Here is a 19465-nt window from a genome sequence, read left to right on the forward strand (position 1 = left end):
GTCCCCGGGGGCGTCGGCGCAGCGCTGGCGGATCAGCGCTGGCGGATCAGCGCCGGCGGATCAGCCGCCGTTCACGTGGATGACGTTGTCGATGCGTTCGATGTTGCCGAACGCACCCCAGTTCAGCCAGCCGCCGTCACCGTTGTTCGTGATCGAGCCGGGGCCCTTGAACCAGTAGATGACGTAGTTGCCGCCCTTGATGTCGATCGACTGCGCGTCCGCGACGTCGCCGGACACCGTGATGTCCTGGTTCTTGTTGACCACCGCGACGGTGAGGCGGTCGGGGTTGCCGGCGTTCCAGTAGCCGACGTCGAGCGCGGCCTGCACGGCGCCGCCGCGGTCGCTCTGGTCGTTCACCGCGTCCTTGATCGCGTTCACGATCGCGACCGGGTCGAGGTTCACGTTGACGTTGCCGCCGACGGAGGCCGAGGTGCTCGGTGCGGGTTCGGCGGCCTGTGCCGGTGCCGCGACGAACGCCCCGGCGATGACGGCGCCACCGAGGGCGGTGCCGGCGAGGAGCTTGACGGACTTGCGCTTGAACGAGTTCATGATCGTGTTCCCATCTCTGCGGTGGTGACCCGTGTGGGTCGTCCAGCTCGGACAGGACCCAGCCTGCGTCGCCGGGTGCCCGGTCGCACGCGTTCAGCCCGGACGTTGGACGATCGTCTGACGATCCGGACGGTTGCGCCGGGCGTGTGCCATCCTCCGGCGCGGGCTGCTGGTGGCGTGTGAAATGCGACGCTGGTAGGGTCGGATCTGCTCGTTGCGTTGAGCTTCGGGAAGTGGACCCGGGACCCATCCGGACGGTTGGGCGCTCGGGTCTTGCGCTTTCCCGGCGAGTTCTGCGGATCAGACGTCGACGACCGTGACGACTGACCCGCAACGCCGTCTCCAATCGCCGCCCTTCGCCCACGCCCAGCCGAGGGCATCAGGCAACGCCAGGAGTGGCTCGTGCGCGGCGGTCTCGTGTCGGTGTGTGAACGCGGCGGGGTCTTCGCCCGCGTGCACGGCTTCGACGATCCACTGCCGGTCCTTCCGGACGAGGGTCTCGTCGAGCTCGAAGCAGACGTCGGCGGTCGGTCCGTTCCCGATCGACTCAACGAGGCGCCGGATGCACGACGAACGACGCTGCATGTCCGTGCGGCCGTCCTTCGGCGCCCGGAAGATCGTCACCTCTGGATCGATCGGTGCGATAGTCGCGAGGATCAGGCGGCGACGTGCGTCGCTCTCCTTGCGCATGTGCAGCCGTGACTGTCCGCGCAGGATGAGCGCGGAGACAGATGTGCGCGCCGGGCGGAGCTGCGTCCTCGGCAGCGTGACCGCGACGAGCAGGTAGTCCCGGACCTTGGACTCGTCGACGAAGACTGCTCGGCGCTGATCGTGCCCATCACCCATGGCCGCCTCTCCTGGCGTACCACTCTACATATCAGTCGGCGAGCATTGTCAGTGTGGCAGCAGGATCTGCACGATCGCGACGACTGCGAGGACCGCGATCGGCACGCCCGCGATCCACATCCCTGCACGGACCTGGGTCCGGCGGATCGTCGGCGGTGCGTGGGAACTCCGGGCGAACTCGGTCGCTGCGACGAGCTCGGGTGCGGCCGCCGGCGGCGCAGGTTCGGGTTGCGGACGGTCGTCTTCGAACGCGGGCACTTCGACCACGAGTTCCGACGGGTCCGGGCGGCCCGGAAGCTTGCCGTACTCCTTCGTCATGCGACCAGTATGCGACGCCGTCGGGATCGGCATCCTTCGTGAGCAGGAATGGTCGAGTGGGGCCGGAGCACGCGACCATTTCTGCTCACGAAGCGGGCGAGGCGGACGTCACGAAGCGGGCGAGGCGGACGTCACGAAGCGGACTGCCCCGGCAGGTCCACCGTGAACGCCGTCCGACCGGGGCCGGAGGCCACCCGCACGCTCCCGCCGTGCGCCGACACCACGGCCTGCACGATCGCCAGCCCGAGGCCGCTCGTCCCCTGTCCCTGCGCACGGGTCCGCGAGGCCTCACCCCGGGTGAACCGGTCGAACAGGGTCGGAAGGGCTTCCGAGGGGATCGGCGGCCCGTCGTTGGCCACGACGAGGCGAGCGGCCGCACCAGCACCGGACGGCCCCATCCGCTGCAACGACACCACCACCGCGGTGCCGGTCGGGGTGTGCGTCCGGGCGTTCGCGAGCAGGTTCGTCACGACGCGGCGCAGCTGCTCCACGTCGCCCGTCACGGTCAGCGGGTGGTCGTCGACGATCTGCAGGGTCCACCGGTGCCCGGGCGCGGTGGCCCGGGCGTCCATCGTCGCCTCGACCACGATCGAGGTCAGGTCGACGGGTTCGCGCACGATCGGGGACACCGGAGCCCCGGACGCCAGGGCCGTCGCGTCGAGCCGCGCGAGCAGCAGGAGTTCCTCGACGAGGTCGCCCATCCGCACGGCCTCCCGGCCGATCCGGTCGACGTTCCGGTGGATCGCGTCGAGGTCCGACGAGCGCGCGGTCAGCTCGGCGTAGGCCCGGACGGTCGCGATCGGCGTCCGCAGCTCGTGCGAGGCGTCGGCGACGAAGGTCCGCATGCCGGCCTCGGCGTCGCGGCGCACCGTCAGGGCTCGGGCGACGTGCCCGAGCAGCCGGTTCAGCGCGGTGCCGACCTGCCCGACCTCGCGGTTCGCGGTGAGGTCGGCATCGGCGACCCGCACCGGGATGTCGGTGTCGCCGCGTTCCAGGTCGAGGTCGGTCACCCCGGAGGCGACCGCGGCGACGCGTTCGAGCGGTCGGAGGGACCGCCGCACGAGCAGCGCGAGGGCCCACGCGGCGACGACGAGGCCCAGCACCGTGACGATCCCGATGACGAGCAACAGGCGGGCGATGGCGGCGTTCAGGTCACCGAGGGGGAGTGCGGTGACGAACACGTCGCCGTCGTCCCCGACCGCCTGCACCCGGTAGGTGCCGAGCGAGCCGAGGTCGATCGTCGCCGGGTCGGCGCCGCTGTCGACCGCGGTGAGCGTCTGCCGTTGCGCCGACGACAGCCCGTGCTGGTCGCCGTCGCTGTCGGTGTACCCGCCGAGCACGACATCGCCGTCGCGGACGATCGCGACGACGGTGCCGGCGGACTGCCCCGGCGCCCCGATGAAGGCGTTGTCCGGATCCGGACGGTCCGACGACGATCCGGACGACGACCCGGGCGGCGGGCCGGTGGGAGCGTCCGCACCGTCCCGGCCGCCGACGGTCCGGTTCGCCGCCGTCGACAGCTCCGCGTCGAGGCGGTCGACCAGGTACCCCCGGAACGCGACGACGGTCACCGCTCCGACGACGACGTTCGTCGCGACGAGCAGGAGCGCGACGGCCGCCACGACCCGCCACCGCAACGACGGCACCCGTCCGGCGCGGGTCGGACGGGCCCGGATCGCCTTCCCGGGGCGGGTCACGTCGTCGGCCGCAAGACGTACCCTGCCCCGCGCACCGTCTGCAGCATCGGCTCGCGTCCGGCGTCGAGCTTCTTCCGCAGGTACGACACGTACATGTCGACCAGGTTCGACGACGACCCGAAGTCCATGCCCCAGACGCCCGCGAGCAGCTGTTCCCGCGAGAGCACCCGGTTGGCGTTCCGCGCCAGGTGCCGCAGCAGCTCGTACTCGGTCGGGGTGAGCTCGATCGGTTCGCCGGCACGGCTGACGGCGCGGGCGTCCTCGTCGAGGCGGAGGTCACCGACCACCACCTCAGCGCTCCCGCCCACCGCAGCGACCCGAGCGGAGGTCCGTGCCAGGATCCGCGCCCGGACGAGCAGCTCGTCGATGCCGAAGGGCTTCGTCAGGTAGTCGTCGCCGCCGCCGGTGAGTCCGGCGAGCCGGTCCTCCGGGGCGTCGCGCGCGGTGAGGAAGAGCACACGGACGGCGTCGCGGGAGTCGCGGAGCCGTTCGAGCACCTCGAAGCCGTCGATGTCCGGCAGCATCACGTCGAGGACGATGACGTCGGGCTGGAACTCCCGCGCGGCGAACAGGACGTCTCGCCCGCGGTGCACGGCTCGCACGGCCCAGCCGTCCCCCTCGAACGCCAGGGCGACGGCGTCGGCCAGGGCGTGCTCGTCGTCGACGACGAGGGCGCGGACGGGGGTGCCGTCGGTGCGCTGCAGCGGTTGGCCGGTCACGCCCGCGAGCCTATCCACCGCGCCCTCGTCGTCGATCACTTGGCGGTGCTCAGGTCGTAGACGGTCTGCCCGCCGACCGTGGTCGACTCGTAGTTCGCCGCGACCCACTCCTGGATCGCCGAGGCGGTGGACGACCCGCCGCCCATCCCGCCGCCACCCGAGCCGGACGAGACGTAGTAGCCGATGTCCCCGTCGGCGACGTACGCCTTGAACTGGGCGAGCGTGGGTGCCGGGTCGCTCGACCAGCCGCCGATCGCCATCACGGCGGTGTCGGTGTCGAGTTCGAGCTGCGCGGCCGACTGGGATCCGTTGACGGCGGCCGCCCACTTCGCGTCGGACGCCTCGAGCAGCTCCTGCAGGGCGGACGAGGTCGACGCACCTTCGCCACCGCCCCCGGTCTGGAGGCCCGTCCCCGACCCACCCTCGGAGGTCGCGTCGTCCGTGCCGTCCTGGCCACTGCCCGGTGCCGTGCCGGACGTGCCGTCCGGCATCTCCGGCGCCTCGCCGGACGCGCCCTCCGGCGGGGTCCCGCCGGGACCCTGCTGGGAGTCGGACGTGCTGTCGGAGCCGCCGTCGTCGGAGCCGGAGGTCGACCCACCCGGTCCGCCCGTGCCTCCCGGGAAGCCACCGGTGCCGCCGCCCATCCCACCGGAGCTGCTGCCCGCAGGACCGACGCTCGGGATCGAACCGGAGTGCGCGACGGTCGTCGTGGCGAGGGCGTAGGCGGTGGTGCCGGACAGCCCGAACAGGGTGCCGGCGAGCACGCCGACCGTGACGAGCTTCCGCAGCGTCGGGATGCTGCCGATCACGATCAGCGCTGCCGACAGCAGGCCGCCGGCCAGCATCACCCAGCGGAGCCAGGGCAGCCACGTCGGGTTCTCGTTCAGCAGGCACCAGCCCCAGAAGGCGGTGCTGCCGATCATCGCGGCGAGGCCGATGCGGCCGAGGAAGCGTTCCCGTGCGTGCCAGAGCAGTGCGCCGCCGGTGCCGACGAGTCCGGCGATCGCCGGTGCCAACGCGACCGTGTAGTACGGGTGGATCGTGCCGGACATGTACGAGAACACGAGTCCGGTGACCAGGAGCCAGCCGCCCCACAGGACGAGTCCGGCGCGGGCCGGGTCGGCCAGGTGACGGCGTCCGACGACGACCAGACCGACCACCAGCGCGATGAGCGCTGCGGGCAGGAGCCACGAGATCTCGAGCCCCATCTCGGACGAGAACAGCCGGTTCGGGCCCGTCGAGCCACCGAAGGAGCCACCCGCGGTACCGCCGGTCATGCCACCGCCTCCGCCACCGTTGCCCGAGCCGCCGAAGATCCGACCGAGGCCGTTGTAGCCGAACACCAGGTCGAGGACGGTGTTGTTCGTCGAACCACCGATGTACGGGCGGGACTCCGCCGGCCACAGCCACACGGCGACGACCCACCAGCCGGCCGACACCACGAGGGACCCCGCGGCGATGAGCAGCCCGATGACGCGCTTGCCCCAGGTGGTGCGGGCGGCCAACAGGTAGACGAGGCCGAAGGCCGGTAGGACGAGCAGCCCCTGCAGCATCTTCGTCAGGAACGCGAAGCCGAGGGCGACCCCGGCCAGCGCGATCCACTTCCAGCTGCCCCGCGGCAGCGCCCGCACGGTGCAGTACGCGCCGGCGGTCATCAGGAACACGAGCATCGCGTCCGGGTTGTCGAAGCGGAACATCAGGGCCACCGCCGGCGTGGCCGCGACGACGAAGCCGGCGAGCAGCGCGCCGACGTTCGCGGTGGTGGTGCCGACGCGGGCGAGGGTGCGACGGACCGTGCCCCACACCAGCGCGACCGAGCCCACGGCCATGAGCGCCTGGGGGAGCAGCAGACTGAAGCTCGAGAAGCCGAACAGCCGCGCGGACACCACCATCACCCAGAGCGACGCCGGGGGCTTGTCGACCGTGATGAAGTTCGACGAGTCGAGGGAGCCGAAGAAGAACGCCTCCCACGACTTCGTGCCGGCCTGCACGGCGGCGGCGTAGAAGCTGTTGGCGTACCCCGAGACGCTGAGGTCCCAGAGGTACACCACGGCGGTCACGGCGAGGAGCGCCCAGAACGCCGGCCGGAGCCAGCGGGCGTCCTCGCGCTCGCCGAGGAACAGGCGGGCGAGCGGCTTGCGACGCCGATCCTGCGCGTCGGTGTGCGCGGCATCGCGTCGATCGGTCACGGGTACCGGGTACGTGGTCATGTCGATGAGCATCCGGGGCGTTCCCCGAACGCGGCACTGTGCCGGCTGTGCGCGGCCTAAGGAACGTCGGGCGCGGCCGGCGCGGCCGGCGCGGCGCACCGTGCGCGGTCGTCCGGCCCGTGCGGGGTTGACCGCTCGGTGCGCGGTTGTAGCGCCGCACGGAGCGCGCAACCTCGCACCGAGCGAGAGAACCCGCACCGTGCTCGGTCAGGCGTACCGGTGCGCCGCGTGCAGCGCGGCCCCCGTGTAGGTCCCGCCGAACAGGAACACGTGCAGCAGCAGCGGCGCGAGCTGGTGGAGTTCGACGCGCTCCTGCCAGCCGTCGGCGAGCCGCGACTCCCGGTCGTAGGCGGCGAGCACCGTCTCGAGGCGCGGCAGCCCGAACAGTCCGAGCAGCGCGAGATCGGTCTCGGCGTGCCCGCCGTGCGCGATCGGGTCGATGAGCACCGCGCCGGTCGGTTCGGACGCGTCCGTCGGCCAGAGCACGTTGCCGGCCCACAGGTCGCCGTGCAACCGCGCGGGACGGTCCCCGACGAGTGCGGGCTGCGGCGACCCGAGCGTGCCGTCCTGCACCCGGTCGGCGACCCGGTCGAACACGGCCGCCTGGGCGTGGTCGAACCCGCCGGCGTCGACGATGCGCCGGACGAAGTCGCGGATCCGGTACTCGGCGAAGAACGCACCCCAGGTGGTCGGTGCGTGCGCGGCGTCGACGAACGGCGTGCGGGACCGCCCCATCCGGAGCGCCGAGCCCGTCGTCCAGCCGGCGGGGGGTGCGCCCCAGTGGTCGGCGCCAGCGGCGTGGGTGTGCGCGAGGGAGCGTCCGAAGCGTTCGGCCTGTGCGGCGGTGGGGGAGCCGTCGGAGATCAGCTCGAGGTCGAGCACGGTCGGGCTCGGCCGGCCCAGCACCCGCGCGATCCTGGTGCCGCCCACGTCCTCGGCCTCGGCGAGCCAGCCGAGGCCGGCGGCTTCGGCTGCCGCTTCGTCCGGGGTGGTGAAGGTCTTCACGTGCGTCTCGGCCATCGGTCCATCCTGCCGAGGGGTCCCCGTCGTCCGTTCAGCAGGTCGTCAGACCGCGTCGACCAGCGCCCTCGCCAGCGGGTGCCACTCGCGCGACGACGGGCCGCTCAGCACCAGGGTCCGCTCGAGGCGCCGCGCCATCGGCACCATCACGAGGTCCGGCGGCAGCATCACCCGGCCGAGCGTCGGCACGATCGAGACGCCCTCGCCCCGTTCGATCATCCCGAACATGGTGCTCATCTCCCGCACGCGGTGGGCGTACCGGAAGGGGCGTCCGTCGAGCTCGTGCAGCTTCTGGATCTGGTACTCGCACCCGCCGCCGCCCGCGACCAGGCCGTCCTCGTGCAGGTCGTCGAGCGTGAGCGCGGGCAGCTCGGCGAGCGGGTGGTCGCGCCGCACGACGGCGGCCATCTCGTCCCGGGCGACGACGACGCCCCCGGCCGGCACCGGCGCGGGGTCGACGAGCACGGCGGCGTCCACGGTGCCGCTCTCGAGCCACTCGGGCATCTCGTCGTCGTCGCCCTCGTAGACCTGCACGTCGACGTCGGGCAACGTCACCGCCCACAGCTCGCGGAGCCGCGGCAGCAGGCCCTGGCAGACGGTGGGGACGGCCGCGAGTCGCACGGTGCCGCGCGCCGTGGCGGGCCGGACCACTGCCTCCAGGGCGTCGACCGAGGCGAGCACGCTGCGGGCGTGGGCGAGCAGGCGGTCGCCCAGGGGTGTCGGGACGGCGACCGCGCCGCGCCGGACGACCGGGCCGCCGACCTCGCGCTCGAACCCGGCGACGGCGTGGGACACGGCGGACTGGCCGACGCCGAGCACGGAGGCCGCGGACGTGAACGACCCGGCGTCGAGCGTGGCGACGAACGCACGGAGCTGGGGGACCGAGACGGTCATGCGTGCTCCTCATGTCAGCATGAACCCCATGCGTTTGCCGCATGGGCGTTGGTGGTTCGACACTAGGCCACATGAACGCCCTCCTCTACGGTCTCGTCGCCCTCACCTGGGGCTCGAGCTTCCTCTTCGCGAAGATCGGCCTCGACGGACTCGCACCGCAGCAGGTCGCCACCGTCCGGACCGTCCTGGGCGGCGTGACGCTCGTCGTGCTGCTGCTCGCGACCCGTTGTCGCTGGCCGCGGGAACCCCGCGTGTGGGCGCACCTGGCGGTCGTCGCGTTCTTCCTGAACGCCCTGCCGTCGTCGCTGATGGCGTGGGCCGAGCAGACCGTGCCGTCCGGGCTCGCGAGCATCTACAACGCGACGACCCCGATCATGACGCTGGCGGCGCTCGCGGTGCTCGTGCCCTCCGAACGGCTGCGGGGCCGGCAGGTGGCCGGGATCGTGGTCGGCATCGTCGGGGTGCTGGTGCTCGTCGGTCCGTGGGACCTGCTCGGCGACCCGGCCGTCCTGGCGAGCGTCCCGGGACAGGTCGCGTTGCTCGGCATGACCGCCTCCTACGGCATCGGGCTCGCCTACCTGCGGCGGGTGGCGGTGGGCAGCGCGTACGACCCGGTCACGATCGCGACGGTGCAGCTCACGCTGGCGTCCGGCATGCTCCTGCTGGTCGCGCCCGCCATCGCCACCGGCCCGGTACAGCTGGACGGGAGGATCGTGGCCGCGATGGTCGCGCTCGGTTGCGTCGGCACGGGGCTGGCCTACGCGTGGAACACGCGCCTTGTCCAGGCGTGGGGCGCCGGTCGGGCGTCGACGGTCACCTACCTGACGCCGGTGGTCGGCGTGGCGCTCGGCGTGCTCGTGCTCGGTGAGCGCGTGCGGTGGAACGAGCCGGTGGGCGGACTGGTCGTGCTGCTCGGCATCGCGCTGGCCTCGGGAGTGCTCGGCCGTCGGAGTCTGCGTCGCCCGGCACGCCCCGCCCGTACGCTGGCCGGGTGACCTCCGGCCGGGACCCCCATGTGGTGCGACTGCTGTTCGCCTCGTCCCACCCTGGCCCGACCGTCACGGTCACGGTGCTCGCCGCTGTGATCGCCGCGGCCGTCGGACACCCCGTGTGGCTCGTGCTCCTGGTCGCGCTGACGGTGGTCGCCGGGCAACTGTCGATCGGCCTGGCGAACGACTGGATCGACGCCGACCGCGATCGCGCCGTCGGCCGGAGCGACAAGCCCGTCGCCCGCGGGCTCATCGCGGTGGAGACGGTCCGCACGGCGGCGTTCGTGACGGCCGGTGCCGCTGTGGTCCTCTCGCTGTTCCTCGGGCCCGTCGCCGCCGTGGCGCACCTGGTGCTCGTCGCCGCCGGGTGGGCCTACGACGCCGGGCTGAAGCGCACCGTGTGGTCGGTCGTGCCGTTCGTCGTCGCGTTCGGGCTGCTGCCCGTGGTCGCGGTGTCCGCCGGTCCCGAGCAGCTGTGGCCGGCGTGGTGGGCGATCGCCACCGGTGCGGTGTTCGGCGTCGCGATCCACTGCACGAACGTCCTGCCCGACCTGATCGACGACGCCGCCACCGGGGTCCGGGGGTTCCCGCACCGCCTCGGGCTCCGGGGAGCCGGCATCGTCGCGTTCGGGTCGCTCGTCGTCGCGGCCGGCCTGGTGCTCGGCGGGCAGGTGCTCGGTGACGACCCGGTCCGCGACATCGGGGTCGTGCTCGCCGTGCTCGGGGCGGTCGTCGTGTTGGCGCTCGCCGTGGTGGGGGTCCGGCTGGTGCTGGCGGGACGGGCATCGCGCACCCTGTTCCGGCTCGTCATCGCGTCGTCCCTGGTGCTCGTCGTCGAGCTCGGGTTCGCCGGGGCGCGACTCGTCGCCTGACGCACTTCCGTGCGGGCACCGCGCGGCTCGCCTGACGCGCTTCCGCGGCGCCGACGCGAGCCGTCAGGCCCAGCGCATGGCGTAGAGCCGGGCCAGGCCGTGCGCGGTCGGCAGCGACAGGACCGTCCGGAGCAGCGCCTCCCGTCCGATGGTCGAGACGGCACCGAGCGGACGACCGAGCCCCATGTTCGCCTCGGCCTGCCGGGCCGCACGGCGGGCGGCTGCCTGCCGGCGGGCGGCGTAGCCGGGCCACGGTCCGGCCACGCCGGTCCGGACCGCGCCGGCGAGCAACGGCGCGAGCTCGGCCGCGTCGAGCCAGCCGAGGTTCATGCCCTGCCCGCCGATCGGGCTGATCTCGTGCGCGGCGTCGCCGACGAGCACGACCCGGCCGACCCCGACTCGGTCGGCGACGCGGCGCCGCACCCGGAAACCGCTGAGCATCGTGCACGAGGCCGGTTCCGGGACGACGCCGGTGCGTGCGGCGACGATCGCGGCCAGTCGTGCCGCTGTCTCCGGGTCGGGCGTCGCGCCGCTCGGGGCGAACGCCAGCGAGTCCGGCACGAGGGCGACGTACCGGCGCCGACCGTGCGGCAGGGGGAAGGACTCGACGACGCCTCCGGGGCCGACGTCCACCAGGGCGGCGGTCCGGGCGTCGGCGCCCTCGGGGTCGGCGAAGTCGCCCATCACGTAGCGGTCGGGGTAGTCACGTCCGGTGGTGCCGATGCCGAGCAGGTCACGGACGACGCTCCGTGCGCCGTCGGCCCCGACCACGAAGGCGGCGCGCACGGTGACCGGTGCGCCGTCCGGGCCGGTGCCGACCGCGTCGACGTGGTCACGGAGCCGGGACAGGGCGGTCACCGTCGTCCCGGTGCGCAGCGCTGCTCCGTCGGCAGCGGCCAGCCGGTCCCGTAGCAGTGACTCGGTGCGGTGCTGGTCGAGCGTCGCGACGTACGGGTGGGTGTCCGAGGCGCGGTCGAAGGTCAGCGTGCCGAGCGTCCGCCCCCGGCTCCGCGCGACGCCGGTGTGCACGAGGGTGGCCTCGGCGAGCACCGGGACGTCGAGCCCGATCGCAGCGAAGGCATCGAGGGACGGCGGGTGGATGCCGATGGCGCGGGAGCCCTCTGGTGGACCGGGGCGACGCTCCCAGACCTGCACGGCGATGCCCCGGGCAGCCAGCAGCGCGGCGAGGAAGAGGCCGACGGGACCACCGCCGACGACGAGGACGTCGGTGCGCTCCGTGGTCACGGGCCGAGCCTACGGTCGGGTGGTCGAGGTGCGTCCAGCTGCGGTGCTCGAGCGCAGACGGTGCCGGAGACGTTCGACCGGGACCTCGACCGCGTAGGCGGCACCGATCGACACGAGCAGCACGACGCCGACCAGACCGACCGTGCCCCACGCGCCGATCGCGAACGTGCCGAGCAGCGCGATGACGAGCGGGTGCCACAGGTAGGCCGAGTACGACACCCGTCGTCCGAACCACGCCACCGGGGTCCAGCTGAGCGCGGTGGCGACGGGCGAGCGCACCGACACCAGGCCACCGACGAGCACCGCCGAGATCAACCCGGTGACCGGCAGGACGACACCGAAGGTCCAGGCGTGCTGCGTCCAGTCGTCGTCGATCCAGAGCAGCACACCCGCCAGGAGACCGAGGCCCGTCCAGGTCGCGACGTGTCCGGCGACCCCGGCTGCCCGGACGCGCACCCGTTCGTCGTCGAGCAGCAACGCGAGCGCGCACCCGATCGCGAGCGGCACGACGCCGAGCACCGGCGAGAAGTACACGTCGGGGGTGGCGCCGCCGCTCGGGGGCCGGTAACTCGCCCACGATGCTGCCGACGCCCCGACCACCAGGACGCCGAGGCCAGTCAGCAGCCAGCGCCGTCGGGCCCGCAAGCTTGCGAGCAGGATGAGCACGGGTGGCCAGACCAGGTAGAACTGCTCCTCCATCGACAGGCTCCACGTGTGCGCGAACACACCCTGCGTGGTGTCCCAGAACGCGCGGAAGAGGTTGCCGGTGTAGGTCAGGGCGATGACCCCTGCCTCGCCGGCCGAGAACGACGCGCCCTTGTAGTCACCGACCCAGTTCCACAGCAGCAGGCCCACCGCGACGAACACGAGCAGCGCGGGGTAGAGCCGGAGCAGGCGCTTGAGCCAGAACGATCCCAGCCGGACACGACCGGTGCGTCGGCGTTCACCGAGCAGCAGCGTGGTGATCAGGAAGCCGGACAGCACGAAGAACACCGTCACGCCGATGAAGCCGCCCTCGAACTGCGGGACGTGCAGGTGGTACAGGACGACGGCGAGGATCGCGATGGTCCGGAGTCCGTCGAGGGCGGGTGCTCGGTGGGTGAGCGGGGGCGGTGGCGTCCGGCCCGTCGGGTGGCCAGGCGCCGTCGTCGCGTGGACCCGCTCGGGCGAGAGCACGTCGGTCGTCACGGGCACCTCCTGCGCGATCGCGAGGCCACGGCAGCGGGACGCGTCGTGACCGGATCGTCACATGATGCGCGCGGCAGGTAAGAGCCGACTCAACGCCCGGGGTGCACCAGCGTCGCCAGGGCGTCGAGTCGTTCGTGCACGATCGCAGCGAACGGGCGGTCCTCACCCGGGGCGATCCACTGGGCGAAGGACAGGTGGAACACCGTCACGGCGGTCTCGGCGGCCATCGTCGCCGCCGGTTCGGGGACGCCGCGCTCGCGCATGACCTCGCCCAGGCGTGCCTTCAGGGTGGCGAGCTTGCCGAGCTCCCGTTCGCCGAGCGCTGCGTTCGCGTCGATGATCGTCTGCCGGGCCCGCGACCACGACCGGCGGTCCTCGGGGAAGAACCCGGCGGCGGCGTCGAGGGCGCGTCCGACCAGGTCGAACGGTGCCGCGTCGGCCGGGGCGGCCGTGATCGGGTCGACGAACATCGCGAGGAAGTCGTCCTGGCCGGCGAACAGGACCTCGCGCTTGTCCGCGAAGTGCCGGAAGAAGGTGCGCTCGGTGACCTCGGCCTCGGCCGCGATCCGCGCGACCGTGGTGCCGTCGTATCCCTCGGACGCGAAGAGCTGCAGCGCGACCGCCTGCAGTCGTTCACGCGTTCCGGGTTGCCATCGAGCCATGCGCAGAGTCTACTGATCAGGACACCTTGATGACAGCGGCTGACATCGAGTGCTACGGTGATGTCAGTTCATGACATCAGCGCCGTGGACGCCTGCGAAAGGACCACTCATGCACGTGTTCGTCACCGGGGCCTCCGGCTGGATCGGCTCCCACACCGTCGACGACCTGCTCGCCGCCGGACACACCGTCACCGGGCTCGCCCGGTCCGACGCCTCGGCCGCAGCGCTCGAGGCGAAGGGCGTCACCGTCGTCCGGGGGGACCTCGACGACCTGGACGCCATCCGCCGCGGAGCCGCCGAGGCCGAGGGCGTCCTGCACCTCGCCAACAAGCACGACTGGGCGAACGCCGCCGCCACGAACGCCAGCGAGCGGGCCGCCGTCGAGACCATCGGTGCAGCGCTCGTCGGCACCGACCGCCCGTTCGTCCTCGCGTCGGGCGTCGCCGGGCTCGCCCAGAGCCGCCCCTCGACCGAAGCGGACGCCAACCCGTTCGTCGGCCCGGAGAGCATGCGCGGCGGCAGCGAGAACCGCGGCTTCGACTTCGTCGACCAGGGGGTGCGCACGATCGCGGCCCGGTTCAGCCCCACCACGCACGGCACCGGTGATCACGGCTTCATCGCCGCGATCGTCGGGGCAGCCCAGCAGCGCGGCGTCTCGGGCTACGTGGGCGACGGCACCAACAGCTGGTCCGCCGTGCACGTCACCGACGCCGCCCGGCTCGTCCGCCTCGGGCTCGAGGAGGCCCCGGCCGGCACGCGGCTGCACGCCGTCGCCGAGACCGCGATCCCGACACGCGCGATCGCCGAGGCCATCGGTGAGGTCCTCGGGCTGCCGGTGACCTCGATCGACCCGGCTGACGCGGACACGCACTTCGGGTTCATCGGCCGGTTCTTCGGCATGGAGATGTCTGCCACGTCCGAGGCTACCCAGGAGCTCCTCGGGTGGGAGCCCACCGGCCCTGGGCTGCTCGAGGACATCGCCGCCGGCGCCTACTCCGGCGTGCGGGTCGCGTAGGCGACGCGGCTCGGGCCCGACTCGGAACGACGAGTTCGATGTCGCACGACGTCGACATGGTCGTTCCGAGTCGGCGCCAGCCCCACGCGCCCCGGCAACGGACGGGAGGCCCGTGGCGGCCCCGCCCCGCGCCTCCCGGCCGTCGCCGGTCCGAACCACGGCGCATGGTGAGCAGAAATGGTCGGGTTCAGTCACCGGACCCGACCATTTCTACTCACGAAGCGAACCGCGAAGCGACGCGCGACGCGCGAGCGCGTCGCCCCCGCGCTACTCGGACTTCTGCATCTGCCACGGCTCCGGCTCGCGGTCGCCGTTCGGGCGCACGGGCCGGACGTCGCCGACGATCGGGATCGCGCGCTTCCGCATGAACCACAGGTAGCGGACGAAGAAGTGCGACAGCGTCGACAGCCGGTTGCCGTTGCCGAGCAGCGACGCGATGTGCACCGCCACCCACGCCAGCCACGCGACCGGCCCGACGAGCGTGATGCCACCCCGCAGCTGCGCGACGGCGGCGTTCGTGCCGATGGTCGCCATCGTGCCCTTGTCGAAGTACTTGAAGTGCTCGGTGGGCTTGCCCTCGAGCAGACGCTTGATCTGCTTCGCGACGTGCCGTCCACCCTGCAGCGCCGGCTGGGCCAGCTGCGCGAGGGCCTCGGACTGCGCCGCGATGTCGCCGGCCGAGAAGATCCGCTCGGCGCCGTTGACGCGCAGGTCGTCGCCGACTTGGATACGTCCGCCGCTGGTCTGCGGCAGGCCCCAGCCCGAGACCTCCTTGTGGGCCGCGACGCCGGTGGCCCAGATGACCTGCGAGGCGGGGATGAACTCGCCGTCGGCCGTCATCACGCCGTCGGTCTTGACCTCGGAGACGCCGGTGTTCAGCCTCAGGACGACGCCGCGCTTCCGCAGGACCTTGGCCGCGTACCGGCGCAGGCGCGGGGCGAACGGCTTGAGCAGTTCGCCACTGCGGTGCACGAGGGTGATCGTGATGGCACCCTTGTCCAGCTCGGGGTACGCCCCCTCGAGCGCCTGGTCGCGGAGCTCCGCGAGCGCACCGGCCATCTCGACGCCGGTCGCGCCGCCGCCGACGATCACGATCTTGATCTCGTCGGGCCCCTGGTTCGCCGCGGCTTCTTCCAGCCGGGTGAACAGCTCGTCGCGGATGCGCAGGGCCTGCGAGCGGGAGTACATCGAGTACGCGTACTCGTACGCGCCCGGGGTGCCGAAGTAGCTCGTGTTCACGCCGTTCGCGAGCACCAGGTAGTCGTAGTGCAGGTGCTCGCCGTCGGACATCTCGGCGATGCGTTCGTCGGTCCGGATGCCGGTGAGCAGGCCGTGCCGGAACTCGGCGTTGTCCTGCTTGGCGCGCAGGCTGCGGAGGAAGTACGTCACGTCGCCGGCGTTCAGCCCGCCCGTCGCCACCTGGTACATGAGGGGCTGGAACATGTTGTAGACGTGCCGGTCGACGAGCGTCACCCGGACGGGAGCGTCCGCCAGCTCGCGCATGGCAGCGACACCGGCGAATCCACCGCCGACGATGACGACGTGCGGGCGGGTGTCCTGGGGCATGCTGATCCGGCTTTCTTCGGTTCGTGAGGTGGTCACCCACGAGGGTACGCGCGCTGTGGACCGCTCCCGTCCACTGCCGACCGGGAGGCCCGGGTCGGCTCCGTCAGGCGTCGAGCCGTGCGTAGGTGCTCACGACGTTCCCCTTGCTCGTCACGGTGCTGTCGACCAGCCGCAGGCGCGTGGCCGGGTCGGTCGGCTCGAAGAGCCTCCGGCCGGCGCCGGCGATCGCCGGGTGCACCATCAGCTGGAGCTCGTCCAGGAGCCCCGCGAACAGCAGGTGCCGGACGACGCTCACGCTGCCGCACACCGCGATGTCGGCGCCGTCGCGTTCCTTGAGCTCGCGGACGAAGGCGTCGAGGTCACCCGGGATCCTCGTGGTGTTCTGCCACGTCAGGTCGTCGCCGAGCGTCGTGGAGGCCACGTACTTCTCGATCGGGTTGATCCACTGCCCGAAGCCGTCGTCGGGGTGTGCCGGCCACCACTCGGACCACTCGAGGTAGCTGTTCCTGCCGAGCAGGACGGTGTCGGTGCGCGCCATGAACGCGCCCATCCCGGCCCCGAGCTCGTCGTCGAAGCTGTCGTACTGGAACTCGTACGGGTCCTGCACGACGCCGTCGACCGACGTGAACAGCCCTGCGGTGACCTTGCGCATGGCCGGAGCGTACTGCGGATCAGCTGCCGGTGCCGCTGTCGCTGCTGCTGCTGCCGTCCGTGCCGCTGCCGGATCCGTACCCGGGGAGCTGCCCGGTGCCGTTGCCCGGGAACTGGTTCGTGCCGCCGTTGGTCCCGCCGTTCGTGCCGGGCACCTGCGTCGTCGACTGGGACTGGTCGCCACCGATCGCATGCCCGATGGCGAAGCCGATGCCACCGCCGACGAGCAGTGCTGCGAGTCCGACGATCGCAGCCAGGACGGGCCAGAACCACGGCGGCTTCGGTGCGCTCTTCCGGTTCGTCGGGGCCGAGGCGCCGTACCACGGGGTGGCGCCGTTCGGGTCACCGGCGTTCCAGGATCCGGCGTCCGACCGGTAGGGCTGCTGGGCGTACTGGTTCGGTGCGGGTGCGGGTGCGGGTGCCGGCGCGTCGAGGGTGGCGGTCGAGGTCGGCGTCGGGGCCGAACCCCAGCCGGCCGGTGCCGCTGCCGAGGGAGTGCGGGCGGCGTTGCCCGGCTCGTGGCCGTTCGTGGGAGTGGTGTCGCTCATGGAAGGCAGTGCACACCGCGCCCCTATGTGTGGCCGATGACGAGCCTGACGCAGTGCTGCGAACCGCCGCGTACCCTCGGGGCGTGCGCGATGAGCTGGAGACGGACCCGACCACGTCGCGGACCGAGGCGGCGCGCACGGGCCGACCCGTGCCTCCCGGCATCCCGCTGGTGCGACGCGCGAGGTGGGCCGCACTCGACTGGTGGTACGCGATCTCGTGGCAGGTGCGGAGCCTCGGGCCCACCACCGCTGACGACTACCGGACCGGCGACGGCCAGCCCGTCGTCGTGATCCCCGGCGTCTACGAGACCTGGCACTTCATGCGGCCGCTCATGGACGCCCTGCACGACCGCGGGCACCCGGTGCACGTGCTGCCGGTGCTGCGGCACAACCTGCGGCCGGTGCCGGACTCGGCGCGCGATGTGTTCGCGTACCTCGAGGAGCACGACCTGCGGAACGTGCTCGTGCTCGCGCACAGCAAGGGCGGGCTCATCGGGAAGTACGCGATGACCCAGCTCGACGACCACGGCCGCATCGACCGCATGGTCGCCGTGTCGACGCCGTTCGCCGGGTCGGGCTACGCGCGACTGGCTCCGGTACGGCACCTGCGGGTGTTCCGGGCGGCCGACCCCGTGCTGGCCGGACTGGCGCGGGAGCTCGACGCGAACGCCCGCATCACCTCGGTCTACGGGGTGTTCGACACGCTCATCCCCGAGGGCAGTGAGCTGTCCGGGGCGACGAACGTGCGGCTGCCGGTGGGCGGGCACTTCCGAATCCTCGGTGACGCCCGCACGCGCGCCGCGGTCCTGGCGGCCGCCGCCCCGGCCTGAGGCGCGCCCGTCCCGCCCCCGTCCTCGTCCCGCCCCGTCCCCGTCCTCGAGGTTCCGAAATCTCGGCATGTCGGCGCTCGGATCGCCGCAGTGCGGAACCTCGACGGAGATCACCCGGCATGTTGTGGAACCTCGGGGCGCGGCCAACCTGTCTCAGGCCCCGGGCAGGAACAGGCAGAACGGGTGCCCGTCGGGGTCGAGCAGCACCCGGACGTCGTCCTGCGGTTGGAACGCGGCCTGTGTGGCACCGAGCTCCTCGGCTCGGGCGACGGCTGCCGGCAGGTCCTCCACCTGGAAGTCGAGGTGCAGCTGCATGCCGGGGGCGTCGGCGGTACCGGGCCAGGTCGGTGCGACGTACTCGGGCTCGTGCTGCACGGACAGGCCGGGGCCCTCGGCGGGCCGGATGCGGGCCCAGGTCGGGTCGTCCTCGTACACGGTCCACCCGGTCAGGGCGCCGTAGAACCGTGCGAGGGCGATCGGCTCCGGGGACTGCAGGACGGTCGCGGCGAGCGTCGGCATCGAGGCGTCTTCGCTGGTCATGCCGCGCAGCGTACGCCGATCAGCGATCAGCGATCAGCGATCAGCGATCGGCGGACAGCGATCAGCGGTCGGCGACGCTCGCGCGCTCGACGATGCGGTGCGGCACCACCACGGTCTCGGGCGGCAGGCTCCGGTCCTCGATCCGTCGGGTCAGCAGGTCGAGTGCTGCCGTCGCGAACGCCCGCCGGTCGAACGACACCGTGCTGAGTGCGGGGATCGCGTACGCCGCACCGTCGATGTCGTCGAACCCGATGACGCTGACGTCCTCGGGGACGCGGACACCTCGGGCGGCCAGGACGTGCAGTACGCCGAAGGCGATCGAGTCCGTGAAGGCGAACACGGCGTCGGGCAGGGGGTGCGCGTCGAGCCAGGTCGCGAACGCCGTCGCCGCCGAGCTCGTCGTCCAGGACGGCAGCGGCACCCGCAGCGCCGGGTCCGGTTCGATCTCAGCAGTGGCGAGCGCGGCGAGGTACCCGCGCTCCCGCAGCTCGCTGGTGGCGGTGGGCTCGGACGCCCGGGCGGCACCGACGACCGCGATCCGGCGGTGGCCCCGGGACACCAGGTAGGCGGTGACCTGCTCGGCGGCGGCCCGGCTGTCGACGTGCACCTGGTCGACGTGCTCGGGTTCGACCTCGCCGATCACGACGGTCGGCGGGAGCCCCTCGGTCGATGCCAGGACGCTCGCGCTCAGTGACACCGGGTTGAGCACGAGGCCGTCGACGAGGTGGGCGCGGGCTCGTGAGACGAGTTCGCGCTCGCGGGCCGGGTCGTTGCCGGTCTGGTCGAGCTGGACGACCCATCCGCGTTCGCGGGCGAGTTCGACGAACCACTGCGCGAGTTCGGCTGAGTAGGCGCTGCCCATCTCGGGCAGGGTCAGGGCGATCGCGCCGGAGCGGCCGTTCCGCAGCCCGCGGGCGGACAGGTTCGGCACGTAGTCGAGTTCGGCGACGGCCCGCTCGACGCGCTCGCGGGTCTCCGGGCGCACCACCACGCCGCCGTTGATGACGTTGGAGACGGTCTTCGGCGACACCCCGGCGAGGGTGGCCACGTCCCGCACGGTTGCGCGCATCGGGACGAGCGTAGCGCGGGCCGGGCCCCGGGCGTCA

At 72.6% G+C, this 19465-nt stretch carries 20 protein-coding genes; 4 read left to right on the forward strand and 16 right to left on the reverse strand.

Annotated elements, in window-relative coordinates:
• Positions 1-60 precede the first annotated feature (60 nt).
• The 8 genes from EDF42_RS17685 to EDF42_RS17720 all read right to left on the reverse strand — a co-directional run bounded on the left by EDF42_RS17685 (position 61) and on the right by EDF42_RS17720 (position 8253).
• Entirely contained in the window at positions 61-549 is a 489-nt protein-coding gene (locus EDF42_RS17685) for a hypothetical protein (protein WP_111084734.1), read from the reverse strand.
• A 300-nt stretch (positions 550-849) separates the two neighbouring features.
• The gene (locus tag EDF42_RS17690; protein WP_123338531.1) at positions 850-1395 is read right to left on the reverse strand and encodes a hypothetical protein; all 546 of its coding nucleotides are present in this window, start codon (positions 1393-1395) and stop codon (positions 850-852) included.
• Positions 1396-1443: 48 nt separating this feature from the next.
• Entirely contained in the window at positions 1444-1713 is a 270-nt protein-coding gene (locus EDF42_RS17695) for a hypothetical protein (RefSeq protein ID WP_123338532.1), read from the reverse strand.
• 131 nt (positions 1714-1844) lie between these two features.
• Positions 1845-3410: a cell wall metabolism sensor histidine kinase WalK gene (locus tag EDF42_RS17700; RefSeq protein ID WP_185041043.1), complete on the reverse strand. Its 1566-nt coding sequence runs from the start codon at positions 3408-3410 to the stop codon at positions 1845-1847.
• Positions 3407-4129: a response regulator transcription factor gene (locus tag EDF42_RS17705; protein ID WP_123339010.1), complete on the reverse strand. Its 723-nt coding sequence runs from the start codon at positions 4127-4129 to the stop codon at positions 3407-3409. The genes EDF42_RS17700 and EDF42_RS17705 overlap by 4 nt, the downstream gene beginning before the upstream one ends.
• Positions 4130-4164: 35 nt before the next feature.
• The gene (locus EDF42_RS17710; protein WP_260235560.1) at positions 4165-6339 is read right to left on the reverse strand and encodes a glycosyltransferase family 39 protein; all 2175 of its coding nucleotides are present in this window, start codon (positions 6337-6339) and stop codon (positions 4165-4167) included.
• Between the two features lie 207 nt (positions 6340-6546).
• Positions 6547-7359 carry a fructosamine kinase family protein gene (locus tag EDF42_RS17715; RefSeq protein WP_123673727.1) on the reverse strand — a complete coding sequence of 271 codons (813 nt, stop codon included), beginning with the start codon at positions 7357-7359 and terminating at the stop codon, positions 6547-6549.
• A gap of 45 nt (positions 7360-7404) precedes the next feature.
• Positions 7405-8253, reverse strand: coding sequence for a LysR family transcriptional regulator (locus EDF42_RS17720; RefSeq protein ID WP_123673729.1), 849 nt, complete (start codon positions 8251-8253; stop codon positions 7405-7407).
• Between the two features lie 71 nt (positions 8254-8324).
• Here EDF42_RS17720 and EDF42_RS17725 point away from each other — a divergent pair, with 71 nt between their 5' ends.
• Entirely contained in the window at positions 8325-9248 is a 924-nt protein-coding gene (locus EDF42_RS17725; protein WP_123673731.1) for a DMT family transporter, read from the forward strand.
• On the forward strand, positions 9245-10114 hold the full coding sequence (locus tag EDF42_RS17730) for a UbiA family prenyltransferase (protein ID WP_260235561.1): 870 nt from the start codon (positions 9245-9247) through the stop codon (positions 10112-10114). Before EDF42_RS17725 ends, EDF42_RS17730 begins: the two co-directional genes overlap by 4 nt.
• A gap of 63 nt (positions 10115-10177) precedes the next feature.
• On the opposite strand, the gene EDF42_RS17735 is transcribed toward EDF42_RS17730, so the two are convergent.
• The 3 genes from EDF42_RS17735 to EDF42_RS17745 all read right to left on the reverse strand — a co-directional run bounded on the left by EDF42_RS17735 (position 10178) and on the right by EDF42_RS17745 (position 13209).
• Positions 10178-11359, reverse strand: a complete 1182-nt coding sequence (locus EDF42_RS17735) for an NAD(P)/FAD-dependent oxidoreductase (protein ID WP_123673735.1) — start codon at positions 11357-11359, stop codon at positions 10178-10180.
• A gap of 9 nt (positions 11360-11368) precedes the next feature.
• The gene (locus EDF42_RS17740; protein WP_185041047.1) at positions 11369-12547 is read right to left on the reverse strand and encodes an acyltransferase; all 1179 of its coding nucleotides are present in this window, start codon (positions 12545-12547) and stop codon (positions 11369-11371) included.
• A gap of 89 nt (positions 12548-12636) precedes the next feature.
• Complete coding sequence (locus tag EDF42_RS17745) at positions 12637-13209, reverse strand: TetR/AcrR family transcriptional regulator (RefSeq protein WP_123673739.1); 573 nt, start codon at positions 13207-13209, stop codon at positions 12637-12639.
• 109 nt (positions 13210-13318) lie between these two features.
• On the opposite strand from EDF42_RS17745, the gene EDF42_RS17750 reads away from it, so the two are divergent.
• Positions 13319-14224, forward strand: coding sequence for an SDR family oxidoreductase (locus EDF42_RS17750; protein WP_123673741.1), 906 nt, complete (start codon positions 13319-13321; stop codon positions 14222-14224).
• 267 nt (positions 14225-14491) lie between these two features.
• On the opposite strand, the gene EDF42_RS17755 is transcribed toward EDF42_RS17750, so the two are convergent.
• The 3 genes from EDF42_RS17755 to EDF42_RS17765 all read right to left on the reverse strand — a co-directional run bounded on the left by EDF42_RS17755 (position 14492) and on the right by EDF42_RS17765 (position 16989).
• On the reverse strand, positions 14492-15826 hold the full coding sequence (locus EDF42_RS17755) for an NAD(P)/FAD-dependent oxidoreductase (RefSeq protein ID WP_258373215.1): 1335 nt from the start codon (positions 15824-15826) through the stop codon (positions 14492-14494).
• 67 nt (positions 15827-15893) lie between these two features.
• Positions 15894-16442, reverse strand: a complete 549-nt coding sequence (locus EDF42_RS17760) for a dihydrofolate reductase family protein (protein WP_123673743.1) — start codon at positions 16440-16442, stop codon at positions 15894-15896.
• Between the two features lie 19 nt (positions 16443-16461).
• Positions 16462-16989: a hypothetical protein gene (locus EDF42_RS17765; RefSeq protein WP_123338543.1), complete on the reverse strand. Its 528-nt coding sequence runs from the start codon at positions 16987-16989 to the stop codon at positions 16462-16464.
• Positions 16990-17072: 83 nt separating this feature from the next.
• Between EDF42_RS17765 and EDF42_RS17770 the strand changes: the two genes are divergently transcribed.
• Positions 17073-17819 carry an alpha/beta hydrolase gene (locus EDF42_RS17770; RefSeq protein WP_311316752.1) on the forward strand — a complete coding sequence of 249 codons (747 nt, stop codon included), beginning with the start codon at positions 17073-17075 and terminating at the stop codon, positions 17817-17819.
• A 153-nt stretch (positions 17820-17972) separates the two neighbouring features.
• On the opposite strand, the gene EDF42_RS17775 is transcribed toward EDF42_RS17770, so the two are convergent.
• Positions 17973-18359 carry a VOC family protein gene (locus EDF42_RS17775; RefSeq protein WP_260212498.1) on the reverse strand — a complete coding sequence of 129 codons (387 nt, stop codon included), beginning with the start codon at positions 18357-18359 and terminating at the stop codon, positions 17973-17975.
• Between the two features lie 61 nt (positions 18360-18420).
• Positions 18421-19428: a LacI family DNA-binding transcriptional regulator gene (locus EDF42_RS17780; RefSeq protein ID WP_123338544.1), complete on the reverse strand. Its 1008-nt coding sequence runs from the start codon at positions 19426-19428 to the stop codon at positions 18421-18423.
• Positions 19429-19465: the final 37 nt, after the last annotated feature.

The organism is Curtobacterium sp. PhB172 (genome assembly GCF_003752545.1).
Classification (GTDB): domain Bacteria; phylum Actinomycetota; class Actinomycetes; order Actinomycetales; family Microbacteriaceae; genus Curtobacterium.

Bases quoted from the DNA above. Each gene is read 5' to 3' on its own strand.
- EDF42_RS17685 (WP_111084734.1), bottom strand. From the start codon at position 549: ATGAACTCGTTCAAGCGCAAGTCCGTCAAGCTCCTCGCCGGCACCGCC.
- EDF42_RS17690 (WP_123338531.1), bottom strand. From the start codon at position 1,395: ATGGGTGATGGGCACGATCAGCGCCGAGCAGTCTTCGTCGACGAGTCC.
- EDF42_RS17695 (WP_123338532.1), bottom strand. From the start codon at position 1,713: ATGACGAAGGAGTACGGCAAGCTTCCGGGCCGCCCGGACCCGTCGGAA.
- EDF42_RS17710 (WP_260235560.1), bottom strand. From the start codon at position 6,339: ATGACCACGTACCCGGTACCCGTGACCGATCGACGCGATGCCGCGCAC.
- EDF42_RS17715 (WP_123673727.1), bottom strand. From the start codon at position 7,359: ATGGCCGAGACGCACGTGAAGACCTTCACCACCCCGGACGAAGCGGCA.
- EDF42_RS17720 (WP_123673729.1), bottom strand. From the start codon at position 8,253: ATGACCGTCTCGGTCCCCCAGCTCCGTGCGTTCGTCGCCACGCTCGAC.
- EDF42_RS17725 (WP_123673731.1), top strand. From the start codon at position 8,325: ATGAACGCCCTCCTCTACGGTCTCGTCGCCCTCACCTGGGGCTCGAGC.
- EDF42_RS17745 (WP_123673739.1), bottom strand. From the start codon at position 13,209: ATGGCTCGATGGCAACCCGGAACGCGTGAACGACTGCAGGCGGTCGCG.
- EDF42_RS17750 (WP_123673741.1), top strand. From the start codon at position 13,319: ATGCACGTGTTCGTCACCGGGGCCTCCGGCTGGATCGGCTCCCACACC.
- EDF42_RS17760 (WP_123673743.1), bottom strand. From the start codon at position 16,442: ATGCGCAAGGTCACCGCAGGGCTGTTCACGTCGGTCGACGGCGTCGTG.
- EDF42_RS17765 (WP_123338543.1), bottom strand. From the start codon at position 16,989: ATGAGCGACACCACTCCCACGAACGGCCACGAGCCGGGCAACGCCGCC.
- EDF42_RS17775 (WP_260212498.1), bottom strand. From the start codon at position 18,359: ATGACCAGCGAAGACGCCTCGATGCCGACGCTCGCCGCGACCGTCCTG.
- EDF42_RS17780 (WP_123338544.1), bottom strand. From the start codon at position 19,428: ATGCGCGCAACCGTGCGGGACGTGGCCACCCTCGCCGGGGTGTCGCCG.